The sequence below is a fragment of the Ostreiculturibacter nitratireducens genome (genome assembly GCF_032670585.1).
GTDB classification, from domain to species: Bacteria; Pseudomonadota; Alphaproteobacteria; order Rhodobacterales; family Rhodobacteraceae; genus Ostreiculturibacter; species Ostreiculturibacter nitratireducens.
In genome coordinates this window covers 609,877-631,796 of sequence record NZ_JAVQHL010000001.1, presented here as the reverse complement: position 1 = coordinate 631,796, position 21,920 = coordinate 609,877, and the positions used below count along the sequence as shown (strand labels likewise).

Below are 21,920 nucleotides of genomic sequence, written 5' to 3'. Positions count from 1 at the left end.
GGCTACCTCATCTTGCTTGCGCCGTTGACATCCAGAACCGCCCCCGAGAGCGAAACCTGTGACGGTCGAAGAACAAAGGCGACCAGTTCGGCGATCTCGTCCGGTTCCGCCATTCGGCCGATCGGGATGCCCGAGAGCGCGGCGGCCTCTCCGTGTTCGGCGACATATGCCTCGGCCATTTCCGTGCGCACCCATCCGGGGGCAAGTGCAACGGCCGTGATCCCCTCGGCCCCGAAGCTGCCCGCGATGCTCTGCGTCAGGTTCACCAACGCTGCCTTCGTGGCGCCATAGGGCATGGCGTCGCCGCGATAGCCGCCCTGTGCCGCGCGCGAGGCGATGTTGACGATACGTCCTCCGCCGTGGGTCCGGAAATGCCGGATCGCGCCGCGGCTCAGATCGGCGGCGGCCAAAAGGTTCACCTGTATGTCGCGCGTCCAGACGGCCTGCCACGCGTCAAACGGATCGCCGACCGAAACACGGCTGAGGATACCCGCGTTGTTCACCAGCCCCGTGATCCGGCCCGCAACGGCCTCGGCGGCCTCCCAAAGAGCGGTCGGACGGGTCGGGTCGGCCAGATCTGCCTGAAAACACACCGCACCTCCGCCGATCTCCGCGGCGAGTGCCTTCGCCTCCTCTGCCCGCCGGGCATAGTGCAACAGGACACGCGCGCCCGAAGCGGCCAGGGCGCGCGCGATGGCGTTGCCTATGGCCCCCGTGGCGCCGGTCACAAGGACAGTCTGACCGTGAAGGTGCCGCGTGGCAGCGGGTGGATTTTGAACATGAGACATCGTTCATCATCCATTGGTGTTCTTCAAATACCAGCCCCAGGGCCTGGAGCGGTCGAACGTGGTGATCTGCTTCGTCTCAAGGTAGTTGTTCCGGCCCCATTCGCCGAGTTCGCGGCCGACGCCCGACTGCTTGTAGCCGCCCCAGGGCGCGTCGGTGAATGTGGGCTGGGAGCGGTTGATCCAGACGATCCCGGCGCGGAAGGCGCCGGCCACGCGCTCGGCACGGTCGAGGTCGGCGGACATCACCGCCGCGCCAAGGCCGAAGCGCGAGTCGTTGGCCATGCGGACCGCCTCGTCCTCGGTCCTGAAGGGCTTCACACAGACAACGGGGCCGAAAATTTCTTCGCGCCAGATCCAGGCGCTTTCGTCCATTTCGGCGAAGATCGTCGGCTCGACATAGCAGCCGGCCTCAAGTCCTTTCGGCACGCCGCCGCCGGTGACAAGCCGCGCCTCGGACTTGCCGGGCTCGATGCAGGCCAGCACCTTTTCATGCTGCGACTGGCTGACGAGGGGGCCATGCAGCACGCCATCCTCAAGGCCGTGACCGATCTCGATCTTGCGTGCCTCTTCGACCAGCCGCGCCATGAGCGGTTCGTAGATCGCCTCCTCGATGAGGACGCGGGACGTGGCCGAGCAGACCTCGCCCTGGTTCCAGAAGATGCCGAACATGATCCACGCGACCGCTTCGTCGATCGGCGTGTCGGCAAAGACCACCAGCGGGGATTTGCCGCCGAGTTCGAGGCTCACCGTCTTGATGTACCTTGCGGCGGTCGCCATGATCCGCGACCCCGTCGGAACCGATCCGGTGAAGGCGAGCTTGTCGACGCCGGGATGTTCGGCCAGCGCCTGCCCGGCTTCGGGACCGAAGCCCGTGACTATGTTCAGCACGCCTGACGGAAGCCCGGACTTTCGCGCGATGTCGCCGAGTTCGAGGGCTGTGATCGGCGTCAGTTCGGAGGGTTTCAGAACCATCGGACAGCCCGCGGCAAATGCCGGGGCGACTTTCCATGAGGCCATGAGCAGCGGGAAGTTCCACGGGATGATCGCCCCCGCGACCCCGACAGGCTCTTTCATCGCTTTCGAGGTGAACCCTTCCGCGCCGAGCGGGATGTCCTCCTCGGCGTTGTTGTCCAGACGCTCGGCCAGATCGGCGTAGAAGTGGAACACGCCCGCAGTGTCATCGATGTCCCAGAGCGCCTCGGGAAGAGGCTTGCCATTGTCCCTGACCTCGAGCCGGGCGAGTTCATCGCGGCGTTCCGCGATCAGGTCACCCATCCGGCGCAGGACTGCGCCACGCTCGGAGCCGGACATGTGCGGCCACGGGCCGTCGTCGAAGGCCTTCCGCGCGGCCTTCACGGCGCGGTCGATGTCCTCGCCATTGCCGCGCGGCACCCGGTGAAACACTTCGCGGTTCGACGGGGCGACGACATCGAACATCGCACCGGAGGCGGAGCCGACATAGTCCCCGTGAATGAACATCTGGTCCTTCATCGGTCCTCACATGTGCCTGGTGACGCCACCGTCGACGCGAAGGCTCTGGCCGGTGATGTAGCTGGAATCGTCGCTCAGGAGGAACGCGGCGGCCTTGCCCTGTTCCTCGGCGCGGGCGAGGCGGCCGAGCGCCGACATCTTTGCGTATTTCTCGGGCAGGTCGAGACTGTCGGTGAAGCCCGGCAGCAGGCAGTTCATGCGGATATTCGCGGGGCCGTATCGGTCCGAATAAAGCTTCGCGAAGGACGATACGCCGACCCGGTATACGCTGGATGTCGGGAAGGCGAGGCTCGGCTCGAACGCGGAAAAGGTCGTGATGCAGACAATCGATCCGCCGCCCTGTTTCTCCATCACCGGCGTCACGAGTTTCGCCATGCGGATCACGGGTTTCAGGATCATGGCATGGGCGCGGTCCCAGTCCTCTTCCGGGATTTCCAGCAGATCGCCCTTCGGCGGACCGGCCACGTGGATCAGCACGGCATCGATGCGGCCATAGGTGGCCATGGCCAGGTCGAAGATCGCCCGCGTGTCTTCCGCGTTCTCAGCCACGCCGCGGTGGGCGACGCCGCCGAGTTCCGCAGCCAGTTTCTCGCAGCTGTCCGACGGCGACATCAGCGCCAGCCTGTAGCCGCGCTCGTGCATTTCGCGAGCCGCCGCGGCCCCCATGCCACGGCCACCCCCAACGATCAGGCAAACCTTCTGGGCCATGATCTCGCTCCTTTCAGAATCGGTTTATGCGGTAGGGGAAGAGGTCCAGTTCGGGCCGCTCCCCGGCGACGAGCTGCCCCATCAGCCGCGCGGTGGTGGCGGCATAGGTCAACCCGAGATGACCGTGGCCCGTGGCGTAGTATACGCCCTTGGTCTTCGCCGAGGCCGAGATGATCGGCACGGTGTCCGGCAGGGCGGGCCTGTGCCCCATCCATTCGGTCGCCTGTTCGACACGAAGGTTCGGCAACGCCTCTTTCGCTCGCTTCACGGTGATCTTCGAGCGGTTGTAGTTCGGCGCCGCGTCGAGCCCCGCCATCTCGACAGTGCCCCCCACACGGATGCCGCCCGCCGTCGGCGTGACCATGAAGGCGCGCGCGGGCCAGATGACCGAGTGACGCATGGAGATTCCCGGCGCCATGATCTGGGTATGATAACCGCGTTCCGTTTCGAGCGGGATCGGTTCGCCAAGGATTTTCGCGAGCTTCGCGGTGAAGGCCCCGGCGCAGAGCACCACCTCCTGAGCTTCCAGCACCTCGCCGCCGTGCAGGCGCACGCCCGTGATCCCCCCGGAGCGTTGAAATCCTGTGACCTCTGCGCGGCGTATCATGCCGCCCGAAGCTTCGAACCTCTCTGCGAGTTTAATGACAAAGGCGTAGGGGTCGCGCAGCGAACGGTTGTCCGGGAAGAGAACCGCCTTCTCGATTCCCGGGGTGAGCTCCGGTTCGAGATCGCGCAGCTTGTTGCGGCCGATGACCTCGTGGTCGAAACCGAAACGTTCCAGGATTTCGATGTGATCGCGGTCGGCCCCGAACTCCGCCTCGCTGGCATAAAGCGACAGGCAGCCCGTCTCTGTGATCTGGTCGCTCGCTCCGATCTCGTCCAGAAGCGCCTGCGTGTCGCCAAGCGCCCGCTTGCACAGAGCTGCCCCCTGCGCCTCCAGTTCCCGCAGCCTGGCTGGACGGCTTGCCGCGAGGAAGCGCAGGAACCAGGGCACCAGCTTCGGCATGTATGAGGGGCGGACGCAAATCGGCCCCTCGGGGTCCATCAGCCAGCCGGGGATCTGGCGCCAGACCGACGGTCGCGAGGACGGCATGAATTCCGTCACCGCGATCGAGGCCATGTTGCCGAAGGACGCGCCCCGGCCGGGTTCATCCTTGTCGATCAGGGTGACCGAACGGCCACGTTTCTGAAGCTCAAGGGCAATTGCGGTACCGATGACGCCGGCACCGATCACGAGCGTTCCGGGGGAGTTTGACGGCAGGGACACCGACGGGCCTCATAGGAGCGTTGCAGGGCAGGGGCGACGGACCACGCGCCCGGGACGTTAGGACCAGTTCAGGATCGGCTCCATCGCTTCCCTGAAGGCGGCCTTTTCCTCATCCGTCAGCGGGCCGAGCGGCATGCGGCATTCGCCGACCGGGGTGCCCTGCAGCTCGCAGCCGTATTTCAGTTTCTGCACGAACTTGCCGGACTCGAGGATGTTCATCGCCTTGTAGAGCGTGGCCATCTTAGCCTTGGCGGCATTCAGGTTGCCGGAACGGAAGGTGCGGTCCAGGTCGCAGACCGCCTTGCCCATGCAGTTGGCCGGTCCACAGATCCAGCTGTCGGCGCCCCAGAACATGAAATCGAGAGCGATGTCATCGGAACCGGAAACGAGCTGGATCCGGTCCTTGTAGCGGGCTGCAATGCCGATCGCGCGCTGCAGCGAACCGGAGCTTTCCTTGATGCCGATGATGCGCGGATCGTCGGCGAGCGCGTCCATCAGATCGAAGGATATCTCGATCCCGTCCTTGTCCGGGTAGGAATAGAGGACGATGTTCATGCCCGTCTGGTCGAGCACCGCCCGGAAGTGGTTGAGCAATTCGGCGTCGGTCGGCTTGGTGTAGAAGGGGGTCGCAAGGAGAACGGCGTGATAGCCGAGTTCCTTGGCCTTCAGCGTGTTCGCGATCACGCCCTTTGTATGCGGAGCGTTGGTGCCGGCGATCAGGGTTTCACCCTCTTTCGCGAAGTCCTTGACGAACTTCAGAACCTCGACACGCTCCTCGTCGCTCATGAGGTTGTATTCGCCGGAGGAACCGCAGGGCACCCAGCCGCTCACCCCCGCCGCGCGCAGGTTGGTCATGTGGGTTTCAAAGGCCTTGAAATCGATATCTCCGTTCTTGTCGAACGGGGTGACGAGCGCGGGCATGACGCCGGATAGCTTCATGGGAATGTCCTTCAAGATCTGTGGTGGAGGTTGCCGCGCGGCTCGACGGACGGGACCACTTTTGCCCGGCGCGCAGCGTTGGAATTCCCGCGCAGGAGCTTCGGCGTCGCGTCCCGGTCTTCCTCGCGGGGCTGTCGACAAGTCACGGAACTGAACCGGTAACTCCGCGCGACCTGCGCATGCGGGAATTGGGCCGCCGCGACAAGCGCGGTCGAAGCCGCGAGCGCCGTCGAAGTGAATTCCATGGCCCTGTCCCTGTGTCGACATATTGTCTGCAAGAATGGTGTCGACATATTGCCGACATGTCAATAGAATTGGCTGAGCGGCGCTTCAGCGGCATCCTGAGCACCTGAGGCGCGAGCAGGGGTTCGAAATGATGGATGGAAATTCGAAAGCCGAAAAGAAGCAGGCCAAGGGCCTTGGCGCTCGTCACGTCTACGAAGAGCTTCGCCGCGAGATACTGACGTTGGCCCTGGAACCGGGAACGCCGCTCGACGAGACAACTCTTTCGCAGCGCTTCTCGATGTCGCGCTCGCCGATCCGCGAGGCGCTTGTCCGTCTCTCCGCGGACGGTCTCGTCGAAATGCTGTCGAACAGGTCCACGCTGGTCGCGCCGATCGATCTCGCCGGATTTCCGCGCTATGTCGAGGCGCTGGACTTTCTCCAACGCATCAACACGCGCCTGGCGGCGCGCCACCGCTCCGATCGGGACATCGAGCGCATGACTGGACTTGCGAAGGCGTTTGACGAGGCCTGCCGAGAAAATGACTACCTCGCGATGTCGGCAACCAATCGCGACTTCCACATGGCGATCGCCGAGGCAGGAAAGAATCCATATCTCGCGCGCAGTTACGGCCAGCTACTCGATGAGGGGCGGCGGATTCTCCACATGCACTTCGACTACATCCAGTCGTCGAAGACGGACCGCCTCCTGAGTTCGGATCATTACGACATGATCGACGCGATCCGTGACAGGGACGTCGAGAAAGCCGACCTTCTCGCCCACGATCACACGCGGCAGTTCCATGATCGGTTCATGAACTTCCTGCGCGCGAGATATGACGACGACTTCACATTCGAAAAGCCGCTATCGTCAAGCATTCGAGCATAGGCTTCCAGGAGTCGAAGGCGTGTCATGCCTGACTGCCTTTTGTCGAACACGGCCAATGTCGCGTTCCTTTGGCCAGTCAGTTCCAGTGGCAAAGGCCGCAGGGGAGGCGCGATTTCCTGATCGACGCCCGCCAGGGACATTGCCCGCGTGCGGCCACCCAAAGCCCGGCCGATCGGCCCCTTTCAGACCGATCGTCACGGGCTCTCGAGCTGCCGGGAAACTCATTTCGCATGGGTATTTAACTTCTCCGGGTCGTAGAAGGGCAGGGGCGCAACGCGGGCAGTCGTGTCGAGCCCTTCGCCCCGGACCTCGAGTGCGGTGCCGTCCGCGATCCCGGGTCGAATGTGGGCGAGCGCGAGTGACTTCTTCATCCGGTGGGACCAGCAGGGGCTGTTGATCACGCCAACTTCCTGACCATCCAGGAAAAGCGCGCCGGCGGCGGCGTCATCATGGTCGACGACGAGGCCGACATTGCGGATGTGCCCCTTGTCCCGCGCTGCCATCAGTGCCGCCTTGCCTCGGAACTCGCCCTTGTTGCGGCTGACGGTGAATCCCAGCCCGACCTCCCAAGGCGTATGCGTGTCGGTCATGTCGTAGCCGTAGAAAAGGAGGCCCGCCTCGATCCGGACCTTGTCGAGCGCGGTGAATGAGCAGGGCACAACACCGGTGCCCGCAAGCTGGTCCCAGATGTCGCCGACGACCGAGGTGTTGGCGAATATCTCATAGCCCCGCTCGCCGGAATAGCCGGTGCGCGAAATGCGGCAGGGGTGGCCGAAGAGGGTCGCGGGCGCATGGTGGAAATAGGGAAGGCCCGAAAGGTCTGCCGAGGCGGCGGCGTTCAGGATATCGAGCGCCTTCGGCCCCTGAAGGGAGATGTCGTGCAAGTCGTCGTCCAGCTCGATATCGACATTTCGCCCTGTCGCCGAGGCCAGAAGCAGTGCCATCGTGTCGCCCGAGCCGTGGACGATCATCCACTCGTCGCCGCCATTGTTCGACACGATGGCGTCATCGGCCATCGTCCCCGCGTCCGTCAGGACGGAGAGATAGGCTGCTTGGCCCGGACCGATGCGACCCATGTCGCGCGTTGTCAGGTGATCGAGCACCGCCGCCGCGTCGGGGCCGCGCACGAAGACCTTCTTCAGGGGCGACATGTCGAACATGCCCGCCGCCTCGCGCACCGCGTCATGTTCGTCGCGCGGGTCGGTGGAATAGCTCCACGCGGTGCCCATGCCGTTCCAGTCCTCCAGGCCCGAGCCGAGGGCGGCGTGGCGAGAGGCAAGCGCGGAGGCGCGGCTGAGAGGTTCGGTCATTGGGTCGTCCTTTCCGGTTCAGTACCATTCGTCGGGCATCGCCATTTTCCGGCGTGCCATGAAATCCTTGAGCGCCTCGTCGATGGAAGGATCGATGGGCGGCGCTTCGTAGTCGGCGAGCATCTTTTTCCAGCGGTCGTTCGCGCGTTCCTCGGCCGTCCTGCGGCCGCCTTCGGCCCAGGTCTCATAGGGGCCGGCCTCGGCAATGCCGGGCAGGTAGTTCGCGGCGGCGAAGTGCTGCATCGTGTGGCTGGTCGAGAGGAAATTCTCGCCCGGCCCGGCTTCGAGGTAGGAGGTGCGGGTCAGAGCGTCCGCGCTTGCCTCCATCCCGGCGACCAGCTTCAGCATCGCGCCGCAATGGTCGAGGTCCATGACGAATTTCTCGTATCCCATGGTCAGCCCGCCCTCGAGCCAGCCGGCCGCGTGCCAGACCTGGTTGGCCCCCGAGAGGATGGTCGCCCACATCGCGGAGGTGCTGTCCTGCATCGCCTGACCGTCGGCCGAATTGGCCGACGTGATCTGTCCGCCACCCGAACGCACCGGCACGCCGAGCCTCCGCGCGAGCTGGGCGAGCGCCAGCGTGACGAGGTTCGCCTCGGGCGTGCCGAAGGTCAGCGCGCCGGATTTGAGGCTCATCGTGTTGTGGAAGCTGCCGTAGACCACCGGGCAGCCGGGTCGCACGAGCTGCGCGAGCGCGATCCCCGCCATCGCCTCGGCATGTGTCTGGGCGGCTACGGCGGCGGGCGTCACCGGCCCCATCGCGCCCCCGAAGATCGCGGGCGAGACGCAGACGCATTGACCGGCTTCGGCATAGACCCGGAGCGCCCCCGACATGGTCTCGTCGAAGACGAGGGGGGAGTTGACGTTGATGTTGCCCTGCATCACCGCGTTCGCCTCGACGAACCCTTCACCGAAGACGATGCGCGCCATCGCGATCGAGTCTTCGGCGCGCGCGGGCGAGGTGACGCCGCCCATGAAGGGCTTGGCCGACAGCGTCAGATGCGCATGCACCATGTCGAGATGACGCTTGTTGACCGGGATGTCGGTCGGTTCGCAGACGGTGCCGCCGGAATGATGCAGCCAGGGCGACAGCCAGGCGAGTTTCACGAAGTTGCGGAAATCCTCGATCGTCGCGTAGCGCCGCCCTCGGTCGAGGTCCGTGACGAAGGGTGAGCCATAGCCCGGCATCAGCACGAGGTGACTTCCGCCAAGGGTTGCCGAATGGCGCGGGTCCCGGGCGTGGAGCACGAACTCTGCGGGCGCGGTGGCGCAGATCGCGCGCGCCTGTCCCGGCTGGAACCGCACGCGTTCGCCCTCCACCCTGCACCCGGCCGCCGCGAAGAGCCGTCTCGCCTCGGCATCGCCGCGAAAATCGATGCCGATTTCAGTCAGGATCCAGTCGGCCTGTTCTTCGAGCGCGACGAGTGCCTCTTCGCCCAGAAGCTCGTAGGCCGGGATCCGGCGCAGGACCGCGCCCGCCGTCGTGGAACCGGCCTCTCCGGCCGCGCGCCGTGACCGTCCACCACGTCTGCGCTCCGGCAGAACAGGCTGCGGTGCGAGCCCATCAACGGATAGCACGGCTTGACCCTCCGGCGCATGGCTGCGGTCGTCAGATCGCCGCTGTTCACCACGTTGATAACGGATTAGTCAAAAGGACAAGCGAAACGAATTGCATGGATGGTATAGAAAAACTATACGCTACCCATGCGGTTTCAGCACTATGACAGCCTGCACATCTTCAGCATCGTCGCGCGCCACGGCAGCTTCGCGGCCGCAGCCGAAGAGCTGAACCTGACCAAGGGCGCGGTCAGCCACCAGATCCGCGGACTGGAACAGGCGCTCGGATTTCCTCTTTTCAACAGGCTGCCACGCGGCATCTCGCTCACGCCTAAGGGGCAGGAACTTTGGATGACCCTGGGAGTCGCCTTCGACACCGTGGAGGCGCGGATCGCCGACCTGCGCGAGGCCCCCGAACGGCCGATCACCATCGGGGTGACCACCTATTTCGCCTCGCGCTGGCTGTCGCCACGGCTGATGCTGTTCATGAAGGCCCATCCCCGGGTGCGCCTTCGCATCCAGCCCATGATCGACCTGTCCGAACTGGAGGCCGAGGGCATCGACCTCGCGATCCGCTGGGGCCGCGGCGACTGGACCGACGTGACGATTCGGCCGCTCTTCCTGAGCCCGGCCTTCGCGACCGGGTCGCCCGAGGCGCTTGCGCTCGTGCGTGAGGAAGGGCTCGAAGCGGCGCTCCGGCGGCTGACCCTTCTGGCCGACCGCAGCGGTTCGCGTGCCTGGGAGGACTGGCACCGCGTCGCGGGCTTGCGCTTCTCCAGCCGGACGGACGTGCTGACGATCGCTGACCCGAACGTGCGTGTGCAGGCAGTCATCGACGGGCAGGGCATCGCCTTGAACGACGCGCTTGTCGAACGTGAGCTCGACGACGGGCGGCTGGTGCGGCTGACGGACCATGAGTTGGCCGACTACGGGTATTTCCTTGCCCACGAGCCGGGAGCAACGCGCGATCCTGACGTCGCCGCCTTCGCCGACTGGCTTCTGCAGATCGCCGCCTCATCGACCTAGGCCCGGCGTCAGCGCCTTGGTCGTGGCTATCGTGCCAAAACGTGAGGTGCCCGGACCCAAGTGCTCCACCAACTGGGGTGCACTTGCCCCGCAGATCGGAGGACATGGAGACGCTCAATCTTCCTCAAGGCCGGCAACTTGCGCGCCGTCGAACTTCTTCCCGGGCACACGAAGACGGACGGCACGGTCCGCTACCTCGGCGTCGAACTCGAAGACGCTCTCGTCACCCCATAGGCGGTCGAGGTCTGGCCAAGAAGGGCGCCGCGCGGGAACGTACTTCGCGCCGCCGTTCCCGGAAGAACCCGATACCGAAGTCCCGTGCCGAGAGGATTGGAAACCGCTTGCCTTATCGGGTCGAAATTTCCCTTGCCTGTTCGCGCAGGACGAACTTCTGGATCTTCCCGGTCGACGTTCTGGGAATGGGCATGAAGACGAATTTGCCGGGAATCTTGTACGGGGCTAGGTGCTCCCGGCACCACGCGCGAAGCACTTCCGCATCCGCCTTCTGGCCCGTGCCGAGTTCGACAAAGGCGCAGGGCGTTTCGCCCCATTTTTCATGGGGCATTGCGACGACGGCTGCGACCGCGACGGCGGGATGCCGGTACAGCGCCTCTTCGACTTCGATCGAGGAGATGTTCTCGCCGCCCGAGATGATGATGTCCTTCGATCTGTCCTTGAGCTGGACGTAGCCGTCGGGATGCATGACCCCCAGATCGCCGGAGTGGAACCAGCCGCCCGCGAAGGCTTCCTGCGTCGCCTTTGGATTGCGGAAATAGCCTTTCATGACGACATTGCCGCGAAACATGACCTCTCCCATGGTCTTGCCGTCGCGCGGCACGGGCTGCATCGTTTCGGGGTCGATGACGTCCAGTTGCTCCAGCGCCAGATAGCGCACGCCCTGACGGGATTTCAGCGCGGCCTGTTCGGCAGAGGGCAACCCGGACCAGCTTTCATGCCAGTCATTGACGACTGCCGGGCCATAGGTTTCCGTCAGCCCGTAAAGGTGGGTCACGTCGAAGCCGGCATCCCGCATGTCGGCCAGCAGCTTTTCGGGCGGCGGCGCGGCGGCGGTGAAGAACTGCACAGTGTGGTCGAGATCGCGTTTGACCGTATCCGGCGCCGAGATCATCAGCGACATCACGATGGGGGCGCCGCACAGGTGGGTCACACCTTCGTCGGCAAGGGCGTTCCAGATCGGTTCGGCCCGCACCTGCCGCAGGCAGACATGGGTGCCGATGATGGCGGACATCGTCCAGGGGAAACACCAGCCGTTGCAGTGGAACATCGGCAGGGTCCACAGATAGACCGCATGTTTCCGCATCGACGTCGTCAGCGCATTGCCCTGCGCGAGCAGGTACGCGCCCCGGTGGTGAGACACGACGCCCTTCGGGTCGCCGGTCGTGCCGGAGGTGTAGTTGATCGAGATCGCGTCCCATTCGTCCTCGGGCATCAGCCAGGCGAAATCCGGATCGCCCTTCGACAGGAAGGCCTCGTAATCCTGCGCCTCGACAGGGATGGTGGGACCGTCGAATTCCGGGTCGTCGTACTGGATCAGGACGGGCCTGACGGTTGCAAGCGCAAGCGCCTCCTGCATCAGCGGCATGAACTCCCGGTCGACGATCACGACCCTGGACATGGCGTGATCGAGCTGGAAGGCGATGATGGCCGCGTCGAGGCGGGTGTTGATCGAATGCAGGACGGCGCCGCACATCGGCACGCCGTAATGGCATTCCAGCATCGCCGGCGTATTCGCCAAAAGGGCGGATACGGTGTCGCCCCTGCCGATGCCGTTCTCGGCAAGCGCGGAGGCCAGTTGCCGCGACCGCGCATAGAACTCGGCATAGTTGCGCCGCAGTGCGCCGTGGATGATCGCGGTGTGGTCGGGAAAGACGCTGGCAGCGCGCTCCAGGAAGGTCAGCGGCGTAAGGGGCTGATAGTTCGCCGGGTTGCGATCCAGACCGGTGTTGTAGGGGTTTTCCACCATGAACCTCATTGATCCAGCCATTGGGGCGCGCGTTTTTCGATGAAGGCACCGATGCCTTCCTCCGCATCGCGGGCGAGCATGTTCTCGACCATCACGCTGGAGGCGTAGTCATAGGCCTGCGCCAGGGTCATTTCGCGCTGTGCGTAGAACGCACGTTTCCCCGTGGCGAGTGTCATGCTGGACTTGGACGCGATCTTGCGCGCCATCTCCATCGTCGCCTCCCGCAACGCTTCGGGAGCAACGGCCCGGTTGACCAGCCCGATCTCGGCCGCACGGGCAGCCGAGGTCATGTCCCCCGTCAGGAGCATTTCCATCGCGTGCTTGTTGCCCACGTTCCGGGACAGCGCCACCATCGGCGTGGAGCAGAACAGCCCGATATGGACGCCAGGCGTGCTGAACTGCGCAGTGTCGGCGGCAACGGCAAGATCGCAGCTGGCGACCAGTTGGCAGCCCGCTGCCGTCGCAATCCCCGTGACCTCGGCAATGACGGGTTTCGGGCAATTCACGATCGCCTGCATGACGCCCGAACACATCGCCATCACCTTGGTGAAGTAGGCTCTGCCGCGATCGGGGGCAGCGCGGCCGGCAGTCATTTCCTTCAGGTCGTGACCCGCGCAGAAGGCCGGTCCGTTGGCGGCCAGAACGACGACCCGAACCGAAGGGTTGGCGCCTGCCTCGGCAAAGGCCGCGCCCAATTCCCCCAGCATCGCTTCGGAAAGGGCGTTGCGGCGCCGGGCGTCATTCAGGGTCAGACGCAGGACTCCGTCGCCATCCAGCTCGCGCAGCAGAATATCGCTCACTTCCACGGGTTTTCCTCCCTTGCCGGCGCCTAAAGGATGTTGATCTCGACGCTGTCGGCGAGCGTGTTTGCGATGAAGCAGTAACGATGCGCGCGGTCCTGCATCTCTTCGAGCTGCTTGTCATCGACCGTGAAGCCGGTATCGAAACGCACCACCGGGTGAAGGTCGATGCGCGTGACCGACATCTGCCCCTTGGGGTTCTTGCCAAGATGGGCAACGGCATAGTCGTGATAGCTGGCCACCGGCCAGTTGGCCTTCGCCGCGAGCGCGAGGAAGGTCATCATGTGACAGCTGGACAGCGCCGAAGCGAGAGCCTGTTCGGGGTTGGTGTTTTCCGGTTGGCCGCCCCAATCCGGGGCGGCGTCCACTTGAACTTCGTGGCTGTTGTTATAGCGCACGGTGTGCTCGGCAGAGTATTTGCCGGGCTGAAGGGCGGGGGTGGTGCGGTGCCAGTGCAGTTCGATCGAAAGGTCGGACATGTCTGCAGATCCCTGTCTTGGCCGTGGCAATCAGGCGGCGGCAAGCTTTTTCTGGGGGTCGTAGAACGGGCGCTCCACGATCTTGGCGCGCACCGGACCGGAAGCGGTGACGACCTCGACTTCCATGCCGACCTGCGCAAAATCCACCGAGACCATGGCCAGGGCGATGTTCTGCTCCAGCCGGGGCGAATAGACGGCCGAGGTGACCTTGCCGACAGAGACGCCATCCTTGTTGATGGCCCAGAACGTGGTATTGGGCCCTTTCAGGGGGGCACAGTCGATAACGAGGCCAACTTGCTTGCGGCTGACGCCTTCTTCCTTGATGCGACGCAGCGCGGCCTTGCCGATGAAGTCGGCTTCCATGTCGACGTTCACAAGCCGGTCGAGCCCAAGCTCGTAAGGGTTCGTGTTGATATCGGCGTCGGCGTGGTAGGACAGCATTCCGCCCTCGATGCGACGAATGGAAGAGGTGTGCCCGGGCTTCAGACCGAAGGGCTTGCCCGCCGCCATGATCTTTTCCCACAGCTCGTCGCCGCGCGATCCGTCCTGCAGGTACAGTTCGTAGCCAAGCTCGCTCGACCAGCCGGTGCGCGACACGATGAGCGGAATGCCGTCCAGCTCGACCTGCCGCAGCCAGTAGTATTTCAGGTCCATGATGCTGTCGCCAAAGAGCGCCTTCATCACTTCGCCGGATTTCGGCCCCTGAAGCTGCAGCGGCGACACGTCCGGTTCGCGGATCGTCACGTCCATGCCGGAATGCACGGCGACGCCCTGCGCCCAGAGGAGGATGTCGCTGTCGGCCAGCGAGATCCAGAAATGGTTCTCCGCGAGGCGCAGCAGGATCGGGTCATTCAGGATGCCGCCGTCGGCATTGGTGATGAGCACGTACTTGCATTGCCCGACCGCCATCTTGGAGAGATCGCGCGGGGTCAGCATCTGAACGAATGTCGCGGCATCCGGGCCGGTGATCTCGACCTGGCGCTCGACCGCCACGTCGCAGAGGATCGCGTCGTTGATCAGGTTCCAGAAGTTCTGCTCGGGATCGCCGAAGTCACGCGGGATGTACATGTGGTTGTACACCGAGAAGCCCTTTGCACCACAACGAACCGTCGCGTTGAAATAGGGAGATTTCCGGATCTGCGTTCCGAAACCGAAATCGTCTGATTGTGCCATCCTGATTGCCCTCTCTGGCGGGTCTTCCAAAGACCGCGCGACCTCGTCGAATTGGGCAGTTTCTAGTGGCAATCAGCGCACGAAATCGGGCTGAAGATTCAGGCGGGAGAGACTGAACGGACCAATTTCACGCGAGACTCGGACCGTTCGGACTTTCCGTTCCCGAAGCGCGTTTTTCTCCCCGACTCAGCTTTCCGACCCGGCCAGCAGGCGACGAAGATCCGGCTGGGCGGACTTGACCTCCCGGGTCACGATGTAGGTCATGTAGCGGTCAATCCCGAGCTCTGCGGACAGCATATCTTCCATCAGGTTCTGAAAGGCGGGAAGACTGGTCGTCACGACCGTCATGACATAGTCCATCCCTCCGCCCGTCGCGACGCAGTCAATGACTTCGTGAAGCTGATTGATATGCGTCTCGAAGCGGTCGAAGTCCGCCTTGCGGTGGCTTTTCAGCGAAACGGTCACGACGACCTTGGACACGTTGATGATCTTGTTCAGCGCGAGGTCCGCGTGGTATCCGCGTATCAGGCCAGCCTTCTTCAGCCTGTCGAAGCGCGCCCAGCAAGGCGTCGAGGAGAGCCCGACCAGCTCAGCCAGCTTGGACTTGCTGAGCTGGCCGTGCTGCTGAAGCGCACAGAGAATGCGAATATCTGCGGCGTCCAGGGTAGTCTTTTTCATTGTCGCACAGCCTTCATCAATAGCCACCCTCGAGGCAAGCCGCTTCCCATCGGGGCGAACACTGGTTCATCTACGCATTGAGAATATCGTTGCCAACTGGCTACTCGCGGCAATCGTTGCCTGCGCGCCGACGAGGAATTGCGGATCAGCCCCCTGGCCTGGGAGTGCTCAAAGCGGATTCGGCTTCTGTCGCATGGATATCTGATGCCCGCTGAATACGTTTGCCACCCGGATCGCAGCAGTTGCGGCGAACGACCGCCTTCCGCCCTTTTCTTGGTCGTCACGGCAGCTCTGGCTCAACCGAACCGCACAAAGCCCAAATCACGCGCTCACGGCTTGGTCGAGCAGAGCCATCCCGACAACGATGTGGAAGCCGGACTCTCGGGACCCAATCCTCCGACCCTCGGTTTCGTCAGGCCATTGCATTCTCGATCCGGACGAGCGCTTGAAGCCCGGAACCGGTCAGCCCCGCCAGATCCAGCAGGCTTGTCACGATGCCGGTCGGCTGCCGTAGCGGCAGACCGTACAGCGCCTTCAGATCCAGGCAGGCCTGGATTGCGGCGTCGGTGAACGTCGGCTTCCCCCGCGCGATCTGGGCGGGCGTTCGTCTTGCGACGGCAGCGGCGGCGCCTTGGGCCCGTGCCGGGCGAGCGAGGCCACCGCCAGCCTCAGATCACGCCCGTTGCCCGACATGCCGCCCCGCACCGTCCGGCAACGGCAGCGCGGCATGGGCGGCGGTGAAATCGGCGAGCTTCGCGGCGACCTCGGGCGCGGGTTCGCTGCTGCGCCGTGCGGTCAGGTCCATGTGCAGGAGCAGCGTCTCGACCGTCGCGCCAAGCGTGCCGTCGCCGCGCTCAAGGCGGTGGAACAGGTGCATCTTCTTGCCCTCTCCGCCCAGGACCTGTGTCGTGACGCGAAGCCGCTCGCCCGCCTTCACCTCGTCGATGAAACGGACATGGCTCTCGACCGTGAAGTAGCTGCGCCCCGCCGCGACATAGGCGGCGTCGGCCCCTATCATCTCCATGAACCGGTCGGTGGCCTGCGCCCCGGCTTCGAGGTAGTGGGCTTCGTTCATGTGGCCGTTGTAGTCGGTCCAGCTCGTCGGGACCTGCCGCTCGCCCGTCACCGGAAGTTCGGTAGCCACCGGGTCCGCAAACGTCGCCTCATGCGCCTTGAGGACGCCGCCCGCGCCGCTCCCCGACTTTCGCAGCGCCCGCATCATGCCGACGAGGTTGTCGTCGCGGAGCCGTTCAAGCTCGCGGATCGACAGGTGCCCGGACTGCGCGTCTGACTGGCCGGCGATCAGGTCGACGAGTTCGTCGTTGAACTCCGGCACATCCATGAGCTTGGTCCAGGGCCAGCTCAGGCAGGGGCCGAACTGCGCCATGAAATGCTTCATGCCAGCCTCGCCGCCGGCGATGCGGTAGGTCTCGAAAAGTCCCATCTGCGCCCATCTGAGGCCGAATCCCATCCGGATCGCCTCGTCGATCTCGCCGGTCGTCGCGACGCCGTCCTTCACGAGCCAGAGCGACTCGCGCCAGACGGCTTCGAGCAAACGGTCGGCGATATGCGCGTCGATCTCCTTGCGGACCATCAGCGGGAACATCCCGATCGACCGCAGGATCTCCGCCGCGCGCCCGGTTTCCGTGGCATCGCCCACGAGTTCCACCAGCGGCAGGAGATAGACCGGGTTGAACGGATGCGCGACGACGGCGCGCGCTCCCTTCTCGTTCAGTTCCGACGGCTTGAAGCCGGAGGTCGAGGATCCGATCACCGCCGAGGCCGGCGCGGCGGCGCAGAGCGCGCCGAGCACCTTGTGCTTGAGGTCGAGCCGCTCGGGCACGCTTTCCTGAATCCAGTCGGCGCCGGCCACAGCTTCGGCCATCTCGGTATGGAAGCTGAGCCGCCCCTCGGCGGGCAGCGCCTTGTCATAGAGTGCGGGCAGCGAACGCCGCGCGTTCGAGATCACCTCGCCGATCTTGCGTTCGGCCTCGGGGTCGGGGTCGAAGACCGAAACGTCCCAGCCGTTGAGGAGGAAGCGGGCGGCCCAGCCGCCGCCGATCACGCCCCCGCCGATGATGGTTGCCTTGCGCGCCATGCGCCCGTCCTTTCCGAATTCAGCCCGTCAAGGGGCGTCTGTTTTCCGTACCGCAGGCGTCGGCTTCGCGTGCCGACGCCGTACCGACATCGCCTCAGCGCGCGTTCGGCGCCCGCTTCGTCAGCCCTAGCTTCTTGCGCACCTCATCAGGCCCGATCACCCGCGCGCCCAGGTTCTCGATGATCGTCACCGCGCGCTCGACGAGCTGCGCGTTGGTCGCGAGCTGGCCCTTGCCGAGCCAGAGGTTGTCCTCCAGCCCGACGCGCACGTTGCCGCCGGCCAGCACGGTCGCGGCCACATAGGGCATCTGGTCGCGGCCGAGCGAGAAGGCCGACCAGTTCCAGTCCGACGGCACGTTGTTGACCATCGCCATGAAGGTGTTGAGGTCGTTCGGCGCGCCCCAGGGCACGCCCATGCAGAGCTGGACCAGTGCCGGACCGTTCAGCACGCCCTCCTTCACCAGTTCCTTGGCGAACCACAGATGGCCGGTATCGAATGCCTCGATCTCGGGGCAGACGCCGAGATCGGTCATCATCTTGCCCATAGCACGCAGCATGCCCGGCGTGTTGGTCATCACGTAATCGGCCTCGGCGAAGTTCATCGTGCCGCAGTCGAGGGTGCAGATCTCGGGCAGGCAGTCGGCGACATGGGCGACGCGCTCGGTGGCGCCGACCATGTCGGTCGCCGCGGCGTTGACCGGGAACGGGCTCTCGACGCCGCCGAAGACGATGTCGCCGCCCATGCCGGCGGTGAGGTTGAGGACCACGTCGACCTCGGCGTCGCGGATCCGCTCGGTCACCTCGCGGTAGTATTTGAGATCGCGCGAGGGCTTGCCGGTCTCGGGGTCACGGACATGGCAATGGACAATCGCGGCGCCCGCCTTCGCAGCGTCGATCGCGGACTTCGCGATCTCTTCGGGCGAGCGCGGCACATGCGGACTGCGATCCTGGGTGCCGCCAGACCCCGTGACGGCGCAGGTGATGAAGACTTCGCGGTTCATGGTGAGAGGCATCGGTATCTCCGTTCTTTCTTGGTCAGGCGGCCAGTTCCGGCCGGTTCCTGAAGGCATCGAGGGATTGAGGGTTGGCCAGTCCGCCGAGGTCGCGCACCGGCTGGTCGTTGACGGCATCGCGCACCGCGAGCTCGGCGATCTTGCCGGATCGGGTGCGTGGGATCTCCGGCACGTCGAGGATCAGCGCCGGAACGTGGCGCGGCGAGGCGTGCTGACGGATCCGCGCCTTGATCTCGGCCCGAAGCGCATCGTCGAGCTGCGCGCCCTCGGCCGGTACAACGAAGAGGACGACGCGGACGTCGTTGTCGTGGCTCTGGCCGACCACGACCGCATCGGCGACTCCGGGGATCGCATCGGTCTGGCGGTAGATCTCGGCCGTGCCGATCCGGACGCCGCCGGGATTGAGCGTGGTGTCGGAGCGGCCGAGCACCTCGAACCCGCCGGTTGCGCGGCGGATGGCGAAATCGCCCTGGCGCCAGAAGGCCGGGAACTTGTCGAAATAGGAGGCGCGGTAGCGCGCCTTGCCGGGATCGTTCAGGAACCGGGTCGGCATCGAGGGATGCGGCTGGCGGCAGACGAGTTCTCCGGGTGCGTCGATGACCTGCTGTCCCGCCTCGTCCACGACCGCCGCGTCAAGGCCGAGCGTCGGTCCGGGGATCTCGCCGGCATGGACCGGCAGGGTTGGCGCCCCGCCGATGAAGGCGCCAAGGATGTCGGTGCCGCCGCAGATCGAGGAAAGCTGCACGTCCGCCTTCCAGTCGGCATAGACATGCTCGCAACCGGCCGCCGACAGGGGTGAGCCGGTCGACCAGACGACGCGCAGTGCGGAGAGGTCGTGGGTCGCGGCAGGCTTCAGCCCGGCCTTGGCGGTCGCGTCGACATACTTGGCCGAGACGCCGAAATGGGTGACCTTCTCGGCCTCGGCCAGGTCGAAGAGCCGGCCCTGGCCGGGATGCATCGGATTGCCGTCGAAAAGCACGATCGTTGCCTCGGAGGCGAGGCCGGCGACGAGCCAGTTCCACATCATCCAGCTTGTCGTGCTGTAGTAGAACATCACGTCACCGGGGCGGAGGTCGGCGTGGAGCTGGTGTTCCACCATCTGCCGCAAGAGCGCGCCGCCTCCTGCATGCTCGATGCATTTCGGCTTGCCGGTCGTGCCGGAGGAAAAGAGGACGTAGAGCGGGTCGGCGAAGCCGAGCGGCTCGGGCGCGCCGGGCGCGGCACCGGCGCTGAGGAAGGTCGCGTAGGCCACCATGCCCTCCGGCGCCTCGGCGCGGTCGACTGTGACCACATGGGCGAGCGAGGGGATGCGCCGGGCGATCTCTGCCAGAACCGGCGCCACGTCGTAGTCTTTGCCGCCGTAGCGGTAGCCGGCGACGCCGAAGAGCACCTTCGGCGCGATCTGGCCGAAGCGGTCGACGACGACATCGGCGCCGAATTCGGGCGAACAGGAGGACCAGACGGCTCCGAGCCACGCTGTCGCCAGCATGCAGATGACCGACTGCGCCGCGTTTGGCAGGAAGCCCGCCACATGATCGCCGCGCCCGACGCCCGCGGCGCGGAGCGCGGCGGCGAGCCGCGCGGCCTCGGCCTTCAGCTCGGCTCGGCTCAGGACTACGCGCGCGCCATTCTCACAGATGGAGACGAGTGCCGGTCGGCCATCTGCGTTCTTCAAGAGCGTGTCGACGACATTCAGCCGTGCCCCGGGAAAGAAGCGCCAGCCGAGCGGGTCCTCTGCGCGCTGGACGGCGGTGTCGCCCGGCTCTCCGACGAGCCCGCAGAAGTCCCACGCGAGCGGCCAGAACTCCTCCGGGCGCTCGACCGACCAGCGATGCAGGTCGGGATAGGTCCGAAAGTCCCGTCCCGCCGCTGCTGCGGCCGCCAGCCGGGTGAAGCGTGTGATCGACGCCTCGGCCGCCCGTTCCGGTCCCGCTCTCCACAGAAATCTGCCCACTACAGCGCCTCTTCGATGATCGGACGGCGATTCCGACGTCGTTGCATGGGCTGGACATTAGGCTTGCTTCTACCGCTTGGTCTGTCCAATAATGACAAAGAATTATCCAATAATGCCAAATGAGCCCGCTGAACGTCACGATCCTTCTGTTCGACGGTTTCTCGAACATGGTGCTTGCGTGCCTCCTGGAGCCCTTGCGCGCCGTGCGCGACCAGGTTCGCGGCGGCATCGTCTGGTCGGTCATCACGCCGGGCGACCGGCCCGCCATCAGTTCCAGCGGGCTTAGCATCGCACCGGATCGTCCCATCGCGGGAGTTTCACGCTCGGACCTACTGATCGTCGTCTCCGGCTACGGGTTCCGGGAGCACGCCACGAAAGCCGCGTCCTCGGTGCTCTTGCGGCTCAGCCGGCAGGCGGATCGCGTTCTGGGCGCGGATACGGCGGCCTGGCTTCTGGCCGAGGCGGGCTTGCTGTCGGGGCGGACGGCGACGCTGCATTGGCAGGTCCTGTCCGACTTCGCGGAGGCATTCCCCGACACACAATTGTCCTACGCACGCTACGTCAAGGAAGGCCGGGTCTGGACCTGCGGCGGGGCGTCGACCGCGCTCGACCTCATGCTGGCCTTCGTCGCCGAGCGCTTTGGCCCGGCGCAGGCCTTCGACGTATCTACCATGTTCGTTCACGATGCCGAACGGCAAAGCAGCGGGGGGCGCGGGCCGAGCCGGTTGTCAGGCAAGGGTTCAGAGCCGCTGCGGCGCGTGCTGAACCACATGATCGAGACGATCGAGACGCCGGTGTCCCTTGAAGCGCTGGCCGCGAAGGCCAACCTGACGCCGCGCACGCTGAACCGGCTGTTCCTTGCGGAACTGGGAATGCCGCCCGGCCGCTACTACCAGTTCCTGCGCCTCTCGCGCGCCCGCGATCTCGCGGCGAACACCGATCTCGGCCAACGGGAAATCGCCCTGCGCTGCGGCTTTTCCGACGCGGCGGCCCTTGGCAAGGCGTTCACGCGGCACTTCGGCTACAGTATTGGAAAAACGCGTAAATGAAACGGTAGCGCGAGCCCTGGCCAACGGAGAGAACTGCGTGGGCCCCGAGGCGCCGGAGGATAAAGCCTTGTCGCGGGAGTGGTTGGGGGCAGGGCGCGTTGACCTGCTTGAGACTGACGTGCCCGCGTGATTCACGCTCCCGAACTTACGGGGGCACGAAAGGCGGGCGGAACACCAGGCTGCATGCGGTCACGGATGCAAAGGGCCGCCCGCTACGACAGATGCCCGAGGGTCGAGGGCATGCGGTCGAGCCGATGGCGTCGGCATCTCGACGAGGTGCGTGTGACCGACCGGCTTCGCTCGCATGGCGCTGCCAGGAAGGTCATCGTTGCGATAGGCTGGCATGAGACTGTCCACTCACGCATTGGTCGGGCAGCGTCCGCGCATGGCCAAAACGCAGCCCATTCAAGCATTTCAAAACCAGCCCGGAGGTCATCCGCCTGACGGTAATGCTCTGCGTCCGGTTTCCGCTCATGCTTCGGGCCGGTGATCGCCG

At 65.1% G+C, this 21,920-nt stretch carries 20 protein-coding genes and 2 pseudogenes; 5 read left to right on the top strand and 17 right to left on the bottom strand.

What is annotated here, in order from left to right:
• Positions 1-2 precede the first annotated feature (2 nt).
• From ABCN56_RS02975 to ABCN56_RS02950, 6 genes are read right to left on the bottom strand one after another with little or no spacing between them, the layout of a single operon-like run.
• Positions 3-788, bottom strand: coding sequence for an SDR family NAD(P)-dependent oxidoreductase (locus tag ABCN56_RS02975; protein ID WP_343079277.1), 786 nt, complete (start codon positions 786-788; stop codon positions 3-5).
• 6 nt (positions 789-794) lie between these two features.
• Positions 795-2,279 (bottom strand): aldehyde dehydrogenase family protein, encoded by a 1,485-nt coding sequence (locus tag ABCN56_RS02970; RefSeq protein ID WP_343079276.1) that lies wholly within the window; start codon positions 2,277-2,279, stop codon positions 795-797.
• A gap of 6 nt (positions 2,280-2,285) precedes the next feature.
• Positions 2,286-2,987, bottom strand: a complete 702-nt coding sequence (locus ABCN56_RS02965; RefSeq protein ID WP_343079275.1) for an SDR family oxidoreductase — start codon at positions 2,985-2,987, stop codon at positions 2,286-2,288.
• Between the two features lie 13 nt (positions 2,988-3,000).
• Positions 3,001-4,254 (bottom strand): NAD(P)/FAD-dependent oxidoreductase, encoded by a 1,254-nt coding sequence (locus ABCN56_RS02960; RefSeq protein ID WP_343079274.1) that lies wholly within the window; start codon positions 4,252-4,254, stop codon positions 3,001-3,003.
• 57 nt (positions 4,255-4,311) lie between these two features.
• Complete coding sequence (locus ABCN56_RS02955; RefSeq protein WP_343079273.1) at positions 4,312-5,193, bottom strand: dihydrodipicolinate synthase family protein; 882 nt, start codon at positions 5,191-5,193, stop codon at positions 4,312-4,314.
• 11 nt (positions 5,194-5,204) lie between these two features.
• Positions 5,205-5,438: a hypothetical protein gene (locus ABCN56_RS02950; protein ID WP_343079272.1), complete on the bottom strand. Its 234-nt coding sequence runs from the start codon at positions 5,436-5,438 to the stop codon at positions 5,205-5,207.
• Positions 5,439-5,566: 128 nt separating this feature from the next.
• On the opposite strand from ABCN56_RS02950, the gene ABCN56_RS02945 reads away from it, so the two are divergent.
• Entirely contained in the window at positions 5,567-6,304 is a 738-nt protein-coding gene (locus tag ABCN56_RS02945) for a GntR family transcriptional regulator (RefSeq protein WP_343079271.1), read from the top strand.
• 221 nt (positions 6,305-6,525) lie between these two features.
• Here ABCN56_RS02945 and ABCN56_RS02940 read toward each other — a convergent pair whose 3' ends face one another.
• Positions 6,526-7,614: an aminomethyl transferase family protein gene (locus tag ABCN56_RS02940; RefSeq protein ID WP_343079270.1), complete on the bottom strand. Its 1,089-nt coding sequence runs from the start codon at positions 7,612-7,614 to the stop codon at positions 6,526-6,528.
• 18 nt (positions 7,615-7,632) lie between these two features.
• Positions 7,633-9,192 (bottom strand): trimethylamine methyltransferase family protein, encoded by a 1,560-nt coding sequence (locus ABCN56_RS02935; RefSeq protein ID WP_343079269.1) that lies wholly within the window; start codon positions 9,190-9,192, stop codon positions 7,633-7,635.
• Positions 9,193-9,318: 126 nt separating this feature from the next.
• On the opposite strand from ABCN56_RS02935, the gene ABCN56_RS02930 reads away from it, so the two are divergent.
• Together ABCN56_RS02930 and ABCN56_RS02925 are read left to right on the top strand one after the other, a co-directional pair.
• The gene (locus ABCN56_RS02930; protein WP_343079268.1) at positions 9,319-10,197 is read left to right on the top strand and encodes a LysR substrate-binding domain-containing protein; all 879 of its coding nucleotides are present in this window, start codon (positions 9,319-9,321) and stop codon (positions 10,195-10,197) included.
• A 138-nt stretch (positions 10,198-10,335) separates the two neighbouring features.
• Entirely contained in the window at positions 10,336-10,431 is a 96-nt protein-coding gene (locus ABCN56_RS02925; protein ID WP_425466086.1) for an integrase, read from the top strand.
• Between the two features lie 112 nt (positions 10,432-10,543).
• On the opposite strand, the gene ABCN56_RS02920 is transcribed toward ABCN56_RS02925, so the two are convergent.
• From ABCN56_RS02920 to ABCN56_RS02880, 9 genes and pseudogenes are all read right to left on the bottom strand, one after another.
• Positions 10,544-12,181, bottom strand: a complete 1,638-nt coding sequence (locus ABCN56_RS02920) for an acyl-CoA synthetase (protein ID WP_343080106.1) — start codon at positions 12,179-12,181, stop codon at positions 10,544-10,546.
• Positions 12,182-12,186: 5 nt separating this feature from the next.
• A complete protein-coding gene (locus tag ABCN56_RS02915; protein ID WP_343079267.1) occupies positions 12,187-12,987 on the bottom strand; it encodes an enoyl-CoA hydratase in 801 nt (266 codons plus the stop codon).
• A 23-nt stretch (positions 12,988-13,010) separates the two neighbouring features.
• Complete coding sequence (locus ABCN56_RS02910; RefSeq protein ID WP_343079266.1) at positions 13,011-13,460, bottom strand: OsmC family protein; 450 nt, start codon at positions 13,458-13,460, stop codon at positions 13,011-13,013.
• 30 nt (positions 13,461-13,490) lie between these two features.
• Positions 13,491-14,633 (bottom strand): glycine cleavage T C-terminal barrel domain-containing protein, encoded by a 1,143-nt coding sequence (locus tag ABCN56_RS02905; protein ID WP_343079265.1) that lies wholly within the window; start codon positions 14,631-14,633, stop codon positions 13,491-13,493.
• 186 nt (positions 14,634-14,819) lie between these two features.
• Positions 14,820-15,311, bottom strand: a complete 492-nt coding sequence (locus ABCN56_RS02900) for an Lrp/AsnC family transcriptional regulator (protein ID WP_343079264.1) — start codon at positions 15,309-15,311, stop codon at positions 14,820-14,822.
• Between the two features lie 463 nt (positions 15,312-15,774).
• Positions 15,775-15,897 (bottom strand): annotated as a pseudogene (locus ABCN56_RS02895) (transposase); the annotation flags it as partial.
• An 87-nt stretch (positions 15,898-15,984) separates the two neighbouring features.
• The gene (locus ABCN56_RS02890; RefSeq protein WP_343079263.1) at positions 15,985-17,409 is read right to left on the bottom strand and encodes a carnitine 3-dehydrogenase; all 1,425 of its coding nucleotides are present in this window, start codon (positions 17,407-17,409) and stop codon (positions 15,985-15,987) included.
• A gap of 94 nt (positions 17,410-17,503) precedes the next feature.
• Complete coding sequence (gene bcoG / locus ABCN56_RS02885; protein ID WP_343079262.1) at positions 17,504-18,421, bottom strand: 3-dehydrocarnitine:acetyl-CoA trimethylamine transferase BcoG; 918 nt, start codon at positions 18,419-18,421, stop codon at positions 17,504-17,506.
• Positions 18,422-18,443: 22 nt separating this feature from the next.
• Positions 18,444-20,375, bottom strand: a complete 1,932-nt coding sequence (locus ABCN56_RS02880) for an acetoacetate--CoA ligase (RefSeq protein ID WP_343079261.1) — start codon at positions 20,373-20,375, stop codon at positions 18,444-18,446.
• 119 nt (positions 20,376-20,494) lie between these two features.
• Between ABCN56_RS02880 and ABCN56_RS02875 the strand changes: the two genes are divergently transcribed.
• Together ABCN56_RS02875 and ABCN56_RS19685 are read left to right on the top strand one after the other, a co-directional pair.
• Entirely contained in the window at positions 20,495-21,424 is a 930-nt protein-coding gene (locus tag ABCN56_RS02875) for a GlxA family transcriptional regulator (protein ID WP_343079260.1), read from the top strand.
• A gap of 392 nt (positions 21,425-21,816) precedes the next feature.
• Positions 21,817-21,906: pseudogene (locus ABCN56_RS19685) on the top strand (IS6 family transposase); the annotation flags it as partial.
• Positions 21,907-21,920: the final 14 nt, after the last annotated feature.

Coding starts and splice junctions, on each gene's coding strand:
- ABCN56_RS02970 (WP_343079276.1), bottom strand. CDS start 2,279: ATGAAGGACCAGATGTTCATTCACGGGGACTATGTCGGCTCCGCCTCC.
- ABCN56_RS02905 (WP_343079265.1), bottom strand. CDS start 14,633: ATGGCACAATCAGACGATTTCGGTTTCGGAACGCAGATCCGGAAATCT.
- ABCN56_RS02975 (WP_343079277.1), bottom strand. CDS start 788: ATGTCTCATGTTCAAAATCCACCCGCTGCCACGCGGCACCTTCACGGT.
- ABCN56_RS02920 (WP_343080106.1), bottom strand. CDS start 12,181: ATGGTGGAAAACCCCTACAACACCGGTCTGGATCGCAACCCGGCGAAC.
- ABCN56_RS02950 (WP_343079272.1), bottom strand. CDS start 5,438: ATGGAATTCACTTCGACGGCGCTCGCGGCTTCGACCGCGCTTGTCGCG.
- ABCN56_RS02875 (WP_343079260.1), top strand. CDS start 20,495: ATGAGCCCGCTGAACGTCACGATCCTTCTGTTCGACGGTTTCTCGAAC.
- ABCN56_RS02900 (WP_343079264.1), bottom strand. CDS start 15,311: ATGAAAAAGACTACCCTGGACGCCGCAGATATTCGCATTCTCTGTGCG.
- ABCN56_RS02910 (WP_343079266.1), bottom strand. CDS start 13,460: ATGTCCGACCTTTCGATCGAACTGCACTGGCACCGCACCACCCCCGCC.
- ABCN56_RS02945 (WP_343079271.1), top strand. CDS start 5,567: ATGATGGATGGAAATTCGAAAGCCGAAAAGAAGCAGGCCAAGGGCCTT.
- ABCN56_RS02930 (WP_343079268.1), top strand. CDS start 9,319: ATGCGGTTTCAGCACTATGACAGCCTGCACATCTTCAGCATCGTCGCG.
- ABCN56_RS02965 (WP_343079275.1), bottom strand. CDS start 2,987: ATGGCCCAGAAGGTTTGCCTGATCGTTGGGGGTGGCCGTGGCATGGGG.
- ABCN56_RS02890 (WP_343079263.1), bottom strand. CDS start 17,409: ATGGCGCGCAAGGCAACCATCATCGGCGGGGGCGTGATCGGCGGCGGC.
- ABCN56_RS02940 (WP_343079270.1), bottom strand. CDS start 7,614: ATGACCGAACCTCTCAGCCGCGCCTCCGCGCTTGCCTCTCGCCACGCC.
- ABCN56_RS02955 (WP_343079273.1), bottom strand. CDS start 5,193: ATGAAGCTATCCGGCGTCATGCCCGCGCTCGTCACCCCGTTCGACAAG.
- bcoG (WP_343079262.1), bottom strand. CDS start 18,421: ATGCCTCTCACCATGAACCGCGAAGTCTTCATCACCTGCGCCGTCACG.